At 38.2% G+C, this 13135-nt stretch carries 13 protein-coding genes and 6 pseudogenes; 10 read left to right on the top strand and 9 right to left on the bottom strand.

Annotated elements, in window-relative coordinates; all coding sequences use genetic code 11:
• Nucleotides 1-389 precede the first annotated feature (389 nt).
• Nucleotides 390-1289 carry a transposase family protein gene (locus AYJ55_RS03160; RefSeq protein ID WP_063653812.1) on the top strand — a complete coding sequence of 300 codons (900 nt, stop codon included), beginning with the start codon at nt 390-392 and terminating at the stop codon, nt 1287-1289.
• Between the two features lie 169 nt (nt 1290-1458).
• Here the strand turns inward: AYJ55_RS03160 and prmA are convergent, their stop codons facing one another.
• The 3 genes from prmA to AYJ55_RS03145 form a co-directional block, all read right to left on the bottom strand.
• A complete protein-coding gene (gene prmA, locus AYJ55_RS03155) occupies nt 1459-2346 on the bottom strand; it encodes a 50S ribosomal protein L11 methyltransferase (protein ID WP_063654223.1) in 888 nt (295 codons plus the stop codon).
• A gap of 223 nt (nt 2347-2569) precedes the next feature.
• Nucleotides 2570-4018, bottom strand: a complete 1449-nt coding sequence (gene panF / locus AYJ55_RS03150; RefSeq protein ID WP_063654221.1) for a sodium/pantothenate symporter — start codon at nt 4016-4018, stop codon at nt 2570-2572.
• Complete coding sequence (locus AYJ55_RS03145) at nt 4008-4250, bottom strand: YhdT family protein (protein ID WP_063654219.1); 243 nt, start codon at nt 4248-4250, stop codon at nt 4008-4010. The genes panF and AYJ55_RS03145 overlap by 11 nt, the downstream gene beginning before the upstream one ends.
• 114 nt (nt 4251-4364) lie before the next feature.
• On the opposite strand from AYJ55_RS03145, the gene AYJ55_RS34410 reads away from it, so the two are divergent.
• Together AYJ55_RS34410 and AYJ55_RS03140 are read left to right on the top strand one after the other, a co-directional pair.
• On the top strand, nt 4365-4499 hold the full coding sequence (locus tag AYJ55_RS34410) for a hypothetical protein (protein WP_281181079.1): 135 nt from the start codon (nt 4365-4367) through the stop codon (nt 4497-4499).
• A 328-nt stretch (nt 4500-4827) separates the two neighbouring features.
• A pseudogene (locus AYJ55_RS03140) lies at nt 4828-5179 on the top strand (IS701 family transposase); the annotation flags it as partial.
• Between the two features lie 51 nt (nt 5180-5230).
• On the opposite strand, the pseudogene AYJ55_RS03135 reads toward AYJ55_RS03140, so the two are convergent.
• Nucleotides 5231-5416 (bottom strand): annotated as a pseudogene (locus AYJ55_RS03135) (IS481 family transposase); the annotation flags it as partial.
• Between the two features lie 62 nt (nt 5417-5478).
• On the opposite strand from AYJ55_RS03135, the pseudogene istA reads away from it, so the two are divergent.
• The 3 pseudogenes from istA to AYJ55_RS03125 form a co-directional block, all read left to right on the top strand.
• Nucleotides 5479-6024: pseudogene (gene istA / locus AYJ55_RS03130) on the top strand (IS21 family transposase); the annotation flags it as partial.
• A pseudogene (locus AYJ55_RS35455) lies at nt 6022-6175 on the top strand (IS21 family transposase); the annotation flags it as partial. The pseudogenes istA and AYJ55_RS35455, both read left to right, overlap by 3 nt.
• A gap of 127 nt (nt 6176-6302) precedes the next feature.
• A pseudogene (locus tag AYJ55_RS03125) lies at nt 6303-6539 on the top strand (transposase); the annotation flags it as partial.
• A gap of 358 nt (nt 6540-6897) precedes the next feature.
• On the opposite strand, the gene AYJ55_RS03120 reads toward AYJ55_RS03125, so the two are convergent.
• Nucleotides 6898-7359 carry a KilA-N domain-containing protein gene (locus tag AYJ55_RS03120; protein ID WP_063654209.1) on the bottom strand — a complete coding sequence of 154 codons (462 nt, stop codon included), beginning with the start codon at nt 7357-7359 and terminating at the stop codon, nt 6898-6900.
• A gap of 94 nt (nt 7360-7453) precedes the next feature.
• On the opposite strand from AYJ55_RS03120, the gene AYJ55_RS27905 reads away from it, so the two are divergent.
• From AYJ55_RS27905 to AYJ55_RS03105, 3 genes are all read left to right on the top strand, one after another.
• A complete protein-coding gene (locus AYJ55_RS27905; protein WP_063653633.1) occupies nt 7454-7966 on the top strand; it encodes a helix-turn-helix domain-containing protein in 513 nt (170 codons plus the stop codon).
• Nucleotides 7918-8316 (top strand): transposase family protein, encoded by a 399-nt coding sequence (locus AYJ55_RS27900; RefSeq protein ID WP_162505280.1) that lies wholly within the window; start codon nt 7918-7920, stop codon nt 8314-8316. The genes AYJ55_RS27905 and AYJ55_RS27900 overlap by 49 nt, the downstream gene beginning before the upstream one ends.
• A 205-nt stretch (nt 8317-8521) precedes the next feature.
• A complete protein-coding gene (locus AYJ55_RS03105; RefSeq protein WP_063654205.1) occupies nt 8522-8890 on the top strand; it encodes a hypothetical protein in 369 nt (122 codons plus the stop codon).
• Here AYJ55_RS03105 and AYJ55_RS24750 read toward each other — a convergent pair.
• The 4 genes and pseudogenes from AYJ55_RS24750 to AYJ55_RS03090 form a co-directional block, all read right to left on the bottom strand.
• Complete coding sequence (locus AYJ55_RS24750) at nt 8887-9414, bottom strand: hypothetical protein (RefSeq protein ID WP_245677261.1); 528 nt, start codon at nt 9412-9414, stop codon at nt 8887-8889. The genes AYJ55_RS03105 and AYJ55_RS24750 overlap by 4 nt on opposite strands.
• Before the next feature lie 9 nt (nt 9415-9423).
• Nucleotides 9424-9585: pseudogene (locus tag AYJ55_RS35075) on the bottom strand (ORF6N domain-containing protein); the annotation flags it as partial.
• 5 nt (nt 9586-9590) lie between these two features.
• On the bottom strand, nt 9591-10079 hold the full coding sequence (locus tag AYJ55_RS03095) for an IS630 family transposase (protein WP_063653499.1): 489 nt from the start codon (nt 10077-10079) through the stop codon (nt 9591-9593).
• Nucleotides 10048-10413 carry an IS630 transposase-related protein gene (locus AYJ55_RS03090; RefSeq protein ID WP_063653415.1) on the bottom strand — a complete coding sequence of 122 codons (366 nt, stop codon included), beginning with the start codon at nt 10411-10413 and terminating at the stop codon, nt 10048-10050. The genes AYJ55_RS03095 and AYJ55_RS03090 overlap by 32 nt, the downstream gene beginning before the upstream one ends.
• 812 nt (nt 10414-11225) lie before the next feature.
• On the opposite strand from AYJ55_RS03090, the gene parE reads away from it, so the two are divergent.
• Complete coding sequence (parE, locus tag AYJ55_RS03085; protein ID WP_063654193.1) at nt 11226-13121, top strand: DNA topoisomerase IV subunit B; 1896 nt, start codon at nt 11226-11228, stop codon at nt 13119-13121.
• The last annotated feature ends 14 nt before the right edge of the window (nt 13122-13135 follow it).

Genomic DNA, 13135 nt, shown 5'->3' with positions numbered 1-13135 from the left:
GCGATAAAAGAACACCATCCTGTGACTGCAAGGGCGCGTATATTACGCATTTTTTACGAGATATGAAAGGGCAAACTTTGAGCAAATTGATATTTCTTTGAAAAATTTTATCTTGATTTTTTTGATTACAAATAATATTCATAAAAATCAATATAATGAAAATTTCTGATTTGTTTTCAAATTTTGTTATTCTTTATCGTAAATTCCTTGTTAGGTTAGATTATCGCTGTTGATTGTATAAAAATCAACCTTGATCACTATTTTTATGATGGTTATTGAAAAGACATTATTTTGCATAAACAATAAAATAGTTGCTGAATAGAGACTTGCATTTTTTGTCACGCTATAGACAATAAAAAGAGGTTTAACTTAGAAAATAACGGTTTGAAATGATCAACAAAGAGCGGTTGTTACGAGATAATCGTTTATGTAAAGCAATCATTGGATTATCAGTCGAAGAATTGAAAAATTTAGCCGCTGAATTTTCAGCTTGTTATTTGATTTATCGGAAAAAGAATCGAAAAGATCACGAGCGGCAGATGGGTGCAGGGCAGAAAGGATTTATCCCAACCCCATTAGATAAACTGCTTTTTATTTTATTGTATTTAAAATGTTATCCGACCTACGATTTGCAAGGACTTCTTTTTGGTTTAGATAGAACACGGGTATGTCGCTGGGTAAAAATATTATTGCCGGTTTTAGAGATGACCTTGGGGCGAGAATGTGTTTTGCCCGCTCGTCAAATTCGCTCTGCTGAGGAATTTTTTCGCGCCTTTCCTGGAGTTAAAGACGTCTTTATTGATGGGACAGAGCGACCTGTCCAAAAGCCTAAGAATCTGCGTCGGCGAAAAAAAATGTATTCGGGAAAGAAAAGACAGACCACTCGAAAAGGGCTTATTATGACTGACGAAACGAGGAAAATTGGATTTATCCCCATGATCAAAAATGGGCGCCGTCACGATAAACGCTTACTCGATAAAGTCGATATAATTCGCCATATTCCCCCTGAGGTAACCATCTGGGCCGATACCGGTTTTCAAGGTATAGATAAACAGCATCCTAATACACAAATCCCAAAAAAAGGAACTCGAAAAAGACCTTTATCGCCTGAACAAAAACAAGAAAATAAAATAATCTCGGGCATCCGTATTACGGTTGAACACGCCATCGCGGGTATCAAGCGCCTCGGTTGTATGACCCAAATTTTACGGAATCGTAGACCCTTTATTGATGATACCTTTTTACTCCTTAGTGCCGGTCTTTGGAATTTCCATCTCAGAACAGCCTAAAATTCACTTCAATCACCGAAATACCCTTATTTCACTATTAAGCAACACGCTTAATAAAAGTAATTAGTTTGATAATTGTTACAATTTTGTGATTTTTTATAGCAGCAGATTTTTAGCAAAATTTTTATTGTCGGGTTAGCGCATTAGCATACACTAACCTCGCTTATGGCTAATCCGCTTTTTTTATTCCGGTTATTCGGCACCACCCTTCTTTTTCTATTATCGGCTCAATATTAAATTGTTGTTGGTAAGCGGTTATAACTGCTTCAGCCTGACTGTCTAATATTCCAGACAGTCCAAGTAAGCCATTTGGATTGGTTAATCCACCGATTGCACCAGCTAATTCGCGTAATGGGCCAGCTAAGATATTAGCAATAACAATATCCGCTTTTAGATCTTCAGGTTGATCTTTTGCCAAATACAGAACTAATTTATCGGCGACTCTATTTTGTTCGGCGTTGTTATGGCTAGCTAGGATAGCTTGAGGATCGATATCAATACCAATCGCTTTTTTGGCGCCTAGTTTAAGCGCGGCAATGGCCAGTATGCCTGAGCCACAACCAAAATCGATAACTGTTTTATCTTTCAAATTTAAGCTATCTAACCACTCTAAACAGAGTGATGTAGTAGGATGGGTGCCGGTACCAAACGCTAAACCAGGATCCAAAATGACATTAACCGCATTGGGATCAGGCGTATCACGCCAGCTAGGACAAATCCATAGTTTGTGTCCAAAACGCATGGGATGGAAATTATCCATCCATTCACGTTCCCAATCTTTATCCTCTATTTGTTCAATTTTATGAACAAAATTTTTACCCAATAAGGGGTAACTTTCAAGTTGGCTGATAACCTGCTCCATATCGCTTTCAGCATCAAATAAACCAATAACATCTGTATCTCCCCAAAGGCGAGTTTCACCCGGTAAGGGTTCAAAAACAGGGTTGTCGTAGCTATCCTGAAAGATGACAGAAACCGCTCCGGTTTCCGTTAATATATCACTTAAGGCTTCTGCCTGCTCGGCTGTCGAATTCAAACGTATTTGTATCCAGGGCATAAATATTCTCCACGAGTTTCGCACAGGCATATAAAATTCCAGAAATGGCTTAAAAGCAATGGTTAATTTGCAAGTTACTAAAACGTATAAATTTGTTTAAATTACAATAAGTTGCTTTTAATTTATAAGATTTTGTCTATTTATATATTATGCTGAATTAAACTTAAAAATAGAGCGTTTTTTTATTGGTGCGAAACTCGTGTTCTCTTGAGATCGTAGGTTATTAGTTCATTTTTATCGGTGTAGATAATGATTTTTTCTCACCAACAACATTACCGATTAAAAAAACAATCAAACTCAATAATAGAGCGGGTACGATGGGGTGAAAATTTAAAAATTTAACATCAAAGGCGGTCAATAATGTGTAAGAAAGGGCACCGAGGATCATTGAACTTAATGCACCAAAACGGTTTGCTTTTTGCCAATATAGCCCGAGTATTAATGGCCAAAGAAAAACAGCCTGTAATCCACCAAAAGCCAGTAAATTTAACCAAATAATCATTTGTGGTGGATGCCAGGCGGCTAATAGTAATAAAGCACCCAGAATGAGGGTAGAAGCACTTGAGATCCAGGTTAATTTTCTCTCTTTTTTTATCTCCTCTGGTGCAATATTTAAATATAGATCTTTTATAATAGTTGCTGAAGATTGGAGCAATTGTGAATTAATTGTTGACATAATGGCAGCCATTGGGGCTGCTAAGAAAATTCCTGCGGCGAACGGAGGTAAAACCGTGATCATTAATGTTGGGATGACCTGATCTGGGATCGTTAAATCCGGTAAAATAGCTCGACCTAATGCACCTGCTAAATGCATTCCCAACATTAAAATAACCATCACAATGGTACCGATGATGATCCCTCGGTGCATCGCTTGGCTATTTTTATAAGAAATGCAGCGAACAGCAGTATGTGGTAAGCCAATAACGCCAAAACAAACTAATATCCAGAAGGAAAACATAAATGGCATACTAAAGATGTTATCAGCACCTTGTGGCGTGATTAGTTTTGGATCAATCGTTTTTAGTGTCTCTGTTGCTGCGGCCAGACCGCCTGCCTTGTGAATAGTCGCAACCAGCAGAATAATGGTCCCTACTAACATAACAAAGCCTTGTATGGTGTCATTAAGGACACTGGCTCTAAAACCACCAAATGCAGTATAAAGCGCAATAGTGATGCCAAATATTAATAACCCTATTTCATAGGGGATATTTGCCGCAGTTTCAAGTAGACGAGCTCCGCCGATAAATTGAACTGTCATAGCACCGAAGAAAGCGATGAGTAAACTAATGCTAGCAATCCATACCAGTAAACGGCTTTGAAAACGAGCATACAGCATGTCATTAAGTGTCACCGCATTATAGCGACGAGCCAAAATGGCAAACTTTTTACCTAGTACACCAAGCGACAGCCAAATAGTCGGAACTTGAATTAAGGCAAGTAGCACCCAGCCAAGGCCATATTTATAGGCTGCACCAGGACCACCTATGAAAGAGCTAGCACTGATGTAGGTAGCAGTGATGGTCATCGCCAAAACAACCCCGCCCATAGAGCGATTACCTAGAAAGTATTCATGCAAAAATTCGCCTTTTTGACGTCGATGATAAGCATAAATAGACAGCAAACAAACCAATAATAAATAACCAATAAGTGGTAATAGAATTTCAATTTGCATCTTTATCTTCCAATGACATTTGTTTAAAAATGAATTTAACCATTAAGACACAAAGTAAAATAAAAATCAGAGGTAAATATAAACATGAAAATTCAAACCATAATGGCATCCCAGTTATTCCCATTTCCTCACCAGGGAGGTAGGCAGTCATAATCCAACTACATAAATAAGCAACAGTAAGAAAAACTGACCAACGAGCTTCTTTGTTGGATTGAAGAAAATGTTTGTCCATTGGTTCTCCTGGTAGTAAAAATTTAATCTGAGGGTTTGTATATTACACGAGTTTCGCAAGCTCCGAAAAAGAAGTATAAAGTTCAAAACAAGAAAAAATTAGGATGTTTATATTTTGTCAGTTTATCCATGCATTAAAGATATCTACAAGACATTCTTACAGGTGAGCCGTGTGAGATACTCTGGTTTGGCGTTATCAGAAATAAGCCCATCACCTTTGTCTCATGACACTAAGCCTGTTGCTAAATAAGGGCATTAATTAGAATTTATCAAAAAATTAAAAGTTGACTATAAAATAATCACACTTAAAATTGAAAATAATCCATTTTAGATTAAAAAATAAACCACTCTCGTGTTTTTGAGGTGTATGTGAGTCGTTTTTGTTTAAAGCAGCATGAGTTCACTATTTGGCAACAGGCTTACTATTAGTCGATGGCTAAAAAGCAGGTGCTTTTGACCTAAAGACCTGTGGAGATTAGTTGAAACATCTACACGAGTTTCGCTATCTCCAAAAAAGAAGTATAAAGTTCAAAACAAGAAAAAATTAGGGTGTTCATATTTTGTCCGGTTATCCATGAATTAAAAATATCTATAAAACATTCTTACAAGTAAGCAGTGTAAGATATTCTGGTTTTGGCGTTATCAGAAGTAAGCCCATCGCCTTTATCTCATGACACTGTTAGCCGATGGCTAAAAAGTAGATGTTTTCGACCTAAAGACTTATGGCGATTAGTTCAACTTTCTATAGACAAAAAAAGCCCTTGCGTACTAATTGCCGATGATACATTGATTGCCAAAACACGTAGTAAAAAAATAGAGATGGTCCATTATCAATATTCAGGTAATGAACATGATGTTATTGCTGGCATAGGTTTAGTTAATTTACTTTGGCATAATCTAACAACTGTTGGATCAATTCCTATTGATTATCTTATGTAGTAGATCTGACAGTTACCGGTTATTTATACAGTACCAGTCAGGTTAAATTTGATTTAAATCTTTCTCTCTCCAAAGTTGTTTTCCATCGTGTAAAGTTGCCATAGGAGTTCGACCGCAACACATTTTTCTTTGATGAGTGCGTTGGTTATTATATTCCGCTAACCATTTATCTAAATCAGCTTGTAATTCATCTAAAGCCCTATAGATTTTCTTACGAAAAGCCACCTTGTCACCGATCATGCAAAACTGATCCACTTGGTATTATTCGTACATTTTTGTACGGGTAATTTATGTTAACCAAGGAGATATTTGTGGATATTCATGTTCGCTTTGCACAAGGACAAAGCATTAGAAAAATGGCCCGTGAACTGGGCATTTCCCGTAACACCGTAAAACATCATTTACAACAGCAGGAGATGCCAACTTATGCTAAAAGAAGTCAACAATCGAGTAAACTGGCACCCTTTAAACCTTATTTGCTTCAGCGAATTGAATTGGCTAAACCTGATTGGATCCCTGTAACAGTCCTATTTGATGAGGTAGTTGAAAGAGGCTATCAAGGCGGTATTGCTCAGTTACGTCGATTTGTTTGTCAATTTAAACCAAGCATTGTTCCCAAAGCTGTCGTCCGTTTTGAAACACAGCCAGGTCAACAAATGCAAATCGACTTCACGACCATCCGGCGAGGCAAACGATCACTAAAAGCGTTTGTTGCAACGCTTGGCTACTCGTGTGCTACCTATGTAAAGTTCTTTGATAATGAGCGGACAGAAGCCTGGCAGCAAGGTTTAAAAGAAGCTTTCGACTATTTTGGTGGTGTGCCACAGCAAGTATTGTGTGATAACGCAAAAACACTCATCATCGAACGAGATGCTTATGCAGAAGGTGAACATAAATTGCATGTCGAAAGATTACGGGTTTAAATTGAGCGCTTGCAAGCCATACAGGGCAAAAACGAAAGGTAAAGTAGAGCGCTTTAACCACTATTAAAAAAACAGCTTTATCATACCATTAAATACCGCACTTCGTGCTCATAATCTTTGTAGTGGCATACTAAATTTGGCCACCTAAGTTGAGGTGATATGCTTACCTCATAATTTTTATAGGTGCCGAAATGAGTAAAATAATTACTGCTGAATTTAAATGTGAAACCGCCAAATTAGTCCTTGACCAAAATTACACCTACCAGGAAGCCGCGAAAGACATGAACGTCAGTCTTTCAGCGATTAGCCGGTGGGTAAGAGCCCTTCGTTTAGAACGTCAAGGGAAAACATCGCCTGGTCTGCCATTAACACCTGAACAAATTGAGTTCAGAGAAATGAAGAAAAAAATCCACCGGCTAATCGCTGAAAGACTGACGTTCATGTCTTTCGCGGCTTCCTGGTAGGTGTAATTTTGGTCAAGGACTAATTTGGCGGTTTCACATTTAAATTCAGCAGTAATTATTTTACTCATTTCGGCACCTATAAAAATTATGAGGTAAGCATATCACCTCAACTTAGGTGGCCAAATTTAGTATGCCACTACAATAGTATATCTCGCATGCCAAGGGAAGACTGGAGTTTTTTCATCAAGCCTGTTGCTCAATAGCAAAATTAATTATGACTTACAAAAAAACCAGCCGATGATGATAAAATCATCAATTTTTGCATTAAAAATAACCTATGTAAGATTAAAAAATAAACTATTTTTGTATTTTTTAGATGTATCTAACTTGTTTTTATTTTAAGCAACTTTATTTCACTATTGAGCAACATGCTTATCGCTCCCAGCATGGCGGATGGTGCTATTCGTAGCTCTTGTTTGTAAAAAGCGATCATGACTAAGCCGGCTTGTACTTTATCGGTTAAGGCACCATTGTTGCTTTTTACTGAATCCCTAAACCGCTCATAAACCTGAACTTCAAAAGCAGGGTCTATCCATGCGGCATAGCGAATAGCCACAAGTTCATCTGCCCAGCTTCCAGATTCAGTACCTCCTTTGATGATGTTGACCGAAGCTATTTTTGTAGCTTCGCTTAAAGATTGAACAAATGCGATTATTCCCTCCGATTTAAGAAAGTTTGATGGGCGTTGCGACTCGCTGGCTTTACCTTGCGCAACTGCCGCACGGTGTAAATCATTTAGACAATAACGCCCGAAAGCATCTTGACGAACAACGGTATTTTCAATAACAACTAAAAAATAGTTGCTGAATAGAGACTTGCATTTTTTGTCACGCTATAGACAATAAAAAGAGGTTTAACTTAGAAAATAACGGTTTGAAATGATCAACAAAGAGCGGTTGTTACGAGATAATCGTTTATGTAAAGCAATCATTGGATTATCAGTCGAAGAATTGAAAAATTTAGCCGCTGAATTTTCAGCTTGTTATTTGATTTATCGGAAAAAGAATCGAAAAGATCACGAGCGGCAGATGGGTGCAGGGCAGAAAGGATTTATCCCAACCCCATTAGATAAACTGCTTTTTATTTTATTGTATTTAAAATGTTATCCGACCTATGATTTGCAAGGACTTCTTTTTGGTTTAGATAGAACACGGGTATGTCGCTGGGTAAAAATATTATTGCCGGTTTTAGAGATGACCTTGGGGCGAGAATGTGTTTTGCCCGCTCGTCAAATTCGCTCTGCTGAGGAATTTTTTCGCGCCTTTCCTGGAGTTAAAGACGTCTTTATTGATGGGACAGAGCGACCTGTCCAAAAGCCTAAGAATCTGCGTCGGCGAAAAAAATGTATTCGGGAAAGAAAAGACAGACCACTCGAAAAGGGCTTATTATGACTGACGAAACGAGGAAAATTGGATTTATCCCCATGATCAAAAATGGGCGCCGTCACGATAAACGCTTACTCGATAAAGTCGATATAATTCGCCATATTCCCCCTGAGGTAACCATCTGGGCCGATACCGGTTTTCAAGGTATAGATAAACAGCATCCTAATACACAAATCCCAAAAAAAGGAACTCGAAAAAGACCTTTATCGCCTGAACAAAAACAAGAAAATAAAATAATCTCGGGCATCCGTATTACGGTTGAACACGCCATCGCGGGTATCAAGCGCCTCGGTTGTATGACCCAAATTTTACGGAATCGTAGACGCTTTATTGATGATACCTTTCTTACTCCTTAGTGCCGGTCTTTGGAATTTCCATCTCAGAACAGCCTAAAATTTACTTCAATCACCGAAATAATACCCTTATTTCACTATTAAGCAACACGCTTTAATTTTGACATAAAAATATTTCTCCGTAATGAAATGAATTAAGGTATTAACGTGAAAGATTTTGCAGATTGAACCCTAAACCCGTTATACTTCCCAAAAAGGAGGTATCGTTATGGGTCAGGTTGCATTTGATACACTACAGGCATCAGAAGAGCTTCAAACGGCTGGGCTTACTAGTCAGCAAGCTAAACTTGTTGTACGTAAATCACATGAGGTTGCTGATGTAGCGACTAAAGCTGATATTGCTGACGTTAAGCGTGATATAGCTGATGTCCGTAAAGACTTATCTGCTGAGATTGCTGATGTTCGTAAAGATATGGCTGCTCGTTTTGAGAAGACTGATGCTCAAATCGCTGATGTTCGCAAAGATATGGAAAATCGCCTTGACAAACTTGGATTGCAATTAACAGTGAGGCTTGGTGGCATGTTAATTTTGGCTATAGGTGCTGCTCTAACCGCTATACTTAAACTTGTCCACTAAATCCTTTCACTTGTTGCTGCTTCCATCTCGGCAACAAGAATTTCCTCAAATTTTCTAATCGCCTTATCATTGTACCGAAAAGACTCAACCTGCTTGTTACTGTAGGGTGATTTATCGAGATACATTTCACCATATTCTTTAACTTTCATGTTGTTATCGTTAGCCATCCGTCCTATTTTATTTGCTGAGACATTAAACATTTTACCAATCTGTTTTGCGGTGTAATGCTTCTCAGTGATGAGAGGTAAAGGAATAACTTCACTACCTGCGATAGGATTAACTAACCCAGCTATGATGGCTTGTTTTGCGTTATCGGAAAGATGAGTCGCCCATTCAAATATCCTTTCTGCGTTATCCATTTGAATTTGAATGGCTTTAGCCTGAATTTCTATCGCCTTTGCTTTACGGAATTCAGGTAATCCACTGCCTTCGTCTTTATGGGGTTTTATCTGCAAGATAGCTTGATTGAAATAATTATCTTCTAATGCTTCGAACCAATCCCACGCCTGATCAGTTTCAAGCATTTTTGCATGACGAGAAGCACCACGATCTGTCCATAAATACAGAACATTTGTATGTTTACTAACCAATCCTCTTAATGATGAATGGTTAATAAATAACCTTAACTCCTCACCTTCTATTTTGAAATAATGTTTGCCTTCTACGAAGCGATCTCTATAGCTAGGCGACTTAATTTTGATTACAGCATATGTATTAAAAACAGGTCATCGATAGTGCATCCTGTTTCCATCTTTTTACGTTTAGCTTGAGACCATTTATGTTCTATAGGATTTAAATCTGGTGAATACACAGGCAAATATTCTATCTGGTGTCCTGCGTTTATAATTGCCTGTTCAATATTCTTACCTTTGTGAAAGCTAGCGTTGTCCATAAAAATAACAGAATTTTCAGGAAGTTCTGGGAGCAATATTTTTGTGATCCAAACATAAAAAACATCACGATTAATATTGCAATCAAATAATCCGATAGCAAAAAGGGTTGTTCCCAATAAAGCGCCAATAACATTTGTTCTTCCCTTAGCACCCCAGTTTTTCAGGCCAAAACAACGGTGACCTTTTGGGGAATAGCCGTGAGTTCGTGGAGTGTCATGTGAAAAACCACTTTCATCAATAAAAACAACAGATTTATCTTTTTTTTCATACTGTTGTCTTTTTTGCTGATGTGCCAGCCTGTCGCTTTCGTTGGTTTTTGGATGGAATAGAGTTTTTTTTATAGGTTAATCCCAGCTTTTTAAGGGATTGCCAAATAGTCTTTTTACAAACACCGAATCGCTCTGCCCGTTCCTTTTGGTAAGCATCTGGATACTGTTCCACATCTTTTGCTAAAGCATTTTTATCGAGCTTCCTCTTACGTGGCGTTGAATTTTTTGGCTCTGGTCGTTTAAGCCAACGTACTAAAGACGCTTTTCCAATACGGAATTGTTTCGCAGTTTCTCGAATTGTTAAACCTTCGGCTTTCCTTACAGATATTACTTTACGTCGAAAATCAATTGTATAACTCATAACACACCTTGTAATCAAAATTAAGTCGCCTAGCTATATTGCGATTAAAATTATTTGAGATTATTTTAGCATCGGTGCCATATCCCTGAGCAAGCATATCAGTTGTGGATCACTCGCTGAGATTTATATTCGATGACAGGTAATTGAGTATTTTGAATTGTGACTAATTTAGACATAACTATTTCTCCGTAATTAAACGAATGGTTAGGGTGTTTTTGGAATTGAAAATGAGTGTGAATTTAGACTGAGATTTTAGCCGAAATTAGCTAAAATCAGAATTCACTATGAGCGGTAAGTAATTGATTTATAGTGAGTGAAATCGCTTGTTTTCGCGTGTAAATGCGTATATTAAATGAGCTATATATTTTTAAGTAATTGATATATAGATACATTATATTTATTTATTATCTTATGGAGTGTAAGCAAACAATAGCGTCAGGAGGTAACCATGCTTTTGTTGGATTTGACTACTACACGAGTTTCGCACCAATAAAAAAACGCTCTATTTTTAAGTTTAATTCAGCATAATATATAAATAGACAAAATCTTATAAATTAAAAGCAACTTATTGTAATTTAAACAAATTTACACGTTTTAGTAACTTGCAAATTAACCATTGTTTTTAAGCCATTTCTGGAATTTTATATGCCTGTGCGAAACTCGTGTACTATTTTCCACAAATTATGCGTTTTTTAGCTTTGGCAAAGACAAAATAAGTAAAAAATTATCCAAAATAGCTAAATGACTGTTATTATCATCAGTATCTCGGCATTTATTTGCCTAATTAATCGTCAATTACCGCAGAAAATAATATGACTCAATCTAATTATAATGCAGAGGCAATCGAGGTCCTCAGTGGTTTAGAACCTGTACGTCGTCGCCCAGGCATGTACACCGATACTTCTCGACCAAATCACCTGGCACAGGAAGTAATTGATAATAGCGTGGATGAGGTGCTTGCCGGTTATGCTAAACGTATCGATGTCATCTTGTATGAAGATCAGTCACTGGAAGTGATTGATGATGGCCGAGGTATGCCGGTTGATATTCATCCAGAAAAGAAGGTACCGGCTGTAGAGCTGATTTTGGGGCAGTTACATGCCGGGGGAAAATTTTCTAATAAAAATTATCAATTTTCTGGCGGGCTACATGGTGTTGGTATTTCAGTGGTCAATGCATTATCAAAACGTATTGAAGTAACTGTTAGTCGTGATAGCCAAATATACCGAATTGCTTTTGAAAATGGTGAAAAAGTTCAGGAACTTGAGGTAATTGGTAGTTGTGCTAAACGCACGACCGGTACCGGTGTCCGTTTTTGGCCTGATAGCCATTTTTTTGACACCCCACGCTTTTCTATTTCGCGTTTAGTGCACGTATTAAAAGCTAAGGCTGTGCTATGCCCTGGTGTTGAAATCGTCTTTAAGGATAAAATAAATAATACTGAGCAGACATGGCATTATAAAGATGGCTTGACCGACTATCTAATGGAAGCAGTGAACAGTTTAGTTACTTTACCTGAGAAAGCGTTTGTTGGTAATTTTGCCGGCCAAATAGAAATGGTCGATTGGGCCCTGCTTTGGTTACCAGAAGGTGGAGAACTATTAACCGAAAGTTATGTTAACCTTATTCCAACCACACAGGGGGGTACCCATGTTAATGGGTTACGCCAGGGCTTACTGGATGCGATGAGGGAGTTTTGTGAATACCGTAATTTACTTCCGCGCGGTGTGAAATTGACAGGTGATGATATTTGGGAACGCTGTGCTTATGTCCTATCAGTCAAAATGCAAGATCCACAATTTGCCGGCCAAACCAAAGAACGTCTTTCTTCTCGCCAGAGTGCTGCGTTTGTTTCCGGGGTAGTAAAAGATGCTTTTAGTTTGTGGTTAAACCAAAATGTTCAAGAAGCTGAGCAATTAGCGGAACTCACTATTTCAAGTGCGCAAAGGCGTCTGCGAGCAGCGAAAAAAGTTGTGCGCAAGAAACTGACCAGCGGGCCTGCGTTACCCGGCAAGTTAGCCGATTGTACGTCTCAAAATCTTAATTTTACTGAGCTATTTTTAGTTGAAGGAGATTCAGCCGGCGGCTCGGCTAAGCAGGCTCGTGATCGTGAATATCAGGCGATTATGCCGCTAAGAGGGAAAATATTGAATACTTGGGAAGTCTCTTCCGATGAGGTTTTAGCTTCACAGGAAGTCCATGATATTTCAGTAGCTATTGGCATTGATCCAGACAGCGATGATCTTAGCCAACTCCGTTACGGTAAGATTTGTGTTCTTGCCGATGCAGATTCAGATGGATTGCATATTGCAACCTTACTCTGCGCGCTTTTTGTTCGCCACTTTCCCGCTTTAGTAAAAGCAGGCCATATTTATATTGCTATGCCACCCTTATACCGTATTGATCTAGGTAAAGAAGTCTATTATGCCCTTGATGAAGGTGAAAAAGCCGCGGTCCTCGACAGACTAAGCTATAAGCGCGGGAAACCGAATGTTCAGCGCTTTAAAGGGTTAGGCGAAATGAATCCGACTCAATTACGCGAAACCACACTTGATCCCAATACACGACGTTTAGTGCAGCTCATTATTAATGATGAGAATTATCAAGAAACACTAGCGATGATGGATATGTTATTGGCGAAAAAACGGGCAGAAGATCGTCGAAATTGGTTACAAGATAAAGGCGATGCGATAGAAATTGAAGTGTAATCGACACTGTTAAC

Origin of the sequence: Candidatus Arsenophonus triatominarum (assembly GCF_001640365.1) — a bacterium.
In the GTDB taxonomy this organism is placed as follows: domain Bacteria; phylum Pseudomonadota; class Gammaproteobacteria; order Enterobacterales; family Enterobacteriaceae; genus Arsenophonus; species Arsenophonus triatominarum.
Note: the sequence above shows the minus strand (reverse complement) of the source record. Positions and strands in the feature narration are given on the sequence as shown.

Bases quoted from the DNA above. Each gene is read 5' to 3' on its own strand.
- panF (WP_063654221.1), bottom strand. From the start codon at position 4,018: ATGCAAATTGAAATTCTATTACCACTTATTGGTTATTTATTATTGGTT.
- AYJ55_RS03090 (WP_063653415.1), bottom strand. From the start codon at position 10,413: ATGAGTTATACAATTGATTTTCGACGTAAAGTAATATCTGTAAGGAAA.
- AYJ55_RS27905 (WP_063653633.1), top strand. From the start codon at position 7,454: ATGATCAACAAAGAGCGGTTGTTACGAGATAATCGTTTATGTAAAGCA.
- AYJ55_RS03145 (WP_063654219.1), bottom strand. From the start codon at position 4,250: ATGGACAAACATTTTCTTCAATCCAACAAAGAAGCTCGTTGGTCAGTT.
- prmA (WP_063654223.1), bottom strand. From the start codon at position 2,346: ATGCCCTGGATACAAATACGTTTGAATTCGACAGCCGAGCAGGCAGAA.
- parE (WP_063654193.1), top strand. From the start codon at position 11,226: ATGACTCAATCTAATTATAATGCAGAGGCAATCGAGGTCCTCAGTGGT.
- AYJ55_RS24750 (WP_245677261.1), bottom strand. From the start codon at position 9,414: ATGCTTGAAACTGATCAGGCGTGGGATTGGTTCGAAGCATTAGAAGAT.
- AYJ55_RS03105 (WP_063654205.1), top strand. From the start codon at position 8,522: ATGGGTCAGGTTGCATTTGATACACTACAGGCATCAGAAGAGCTTCAA.
- AYJ55_RS27900 (WP_162505280.1), top strand. From the start codon at position 7,918: ATGTATTCGGGAAAGAAAAGACAGACCACTCGAAAAGGGCTTATTATG.
- AYJ55_RS03160 (WP_063653812.1), top strand. From the start codon at position 390: ATGATCAACAAAGAGCGGTTGTTACGAGATAATCGTTTATGTAAAGCA.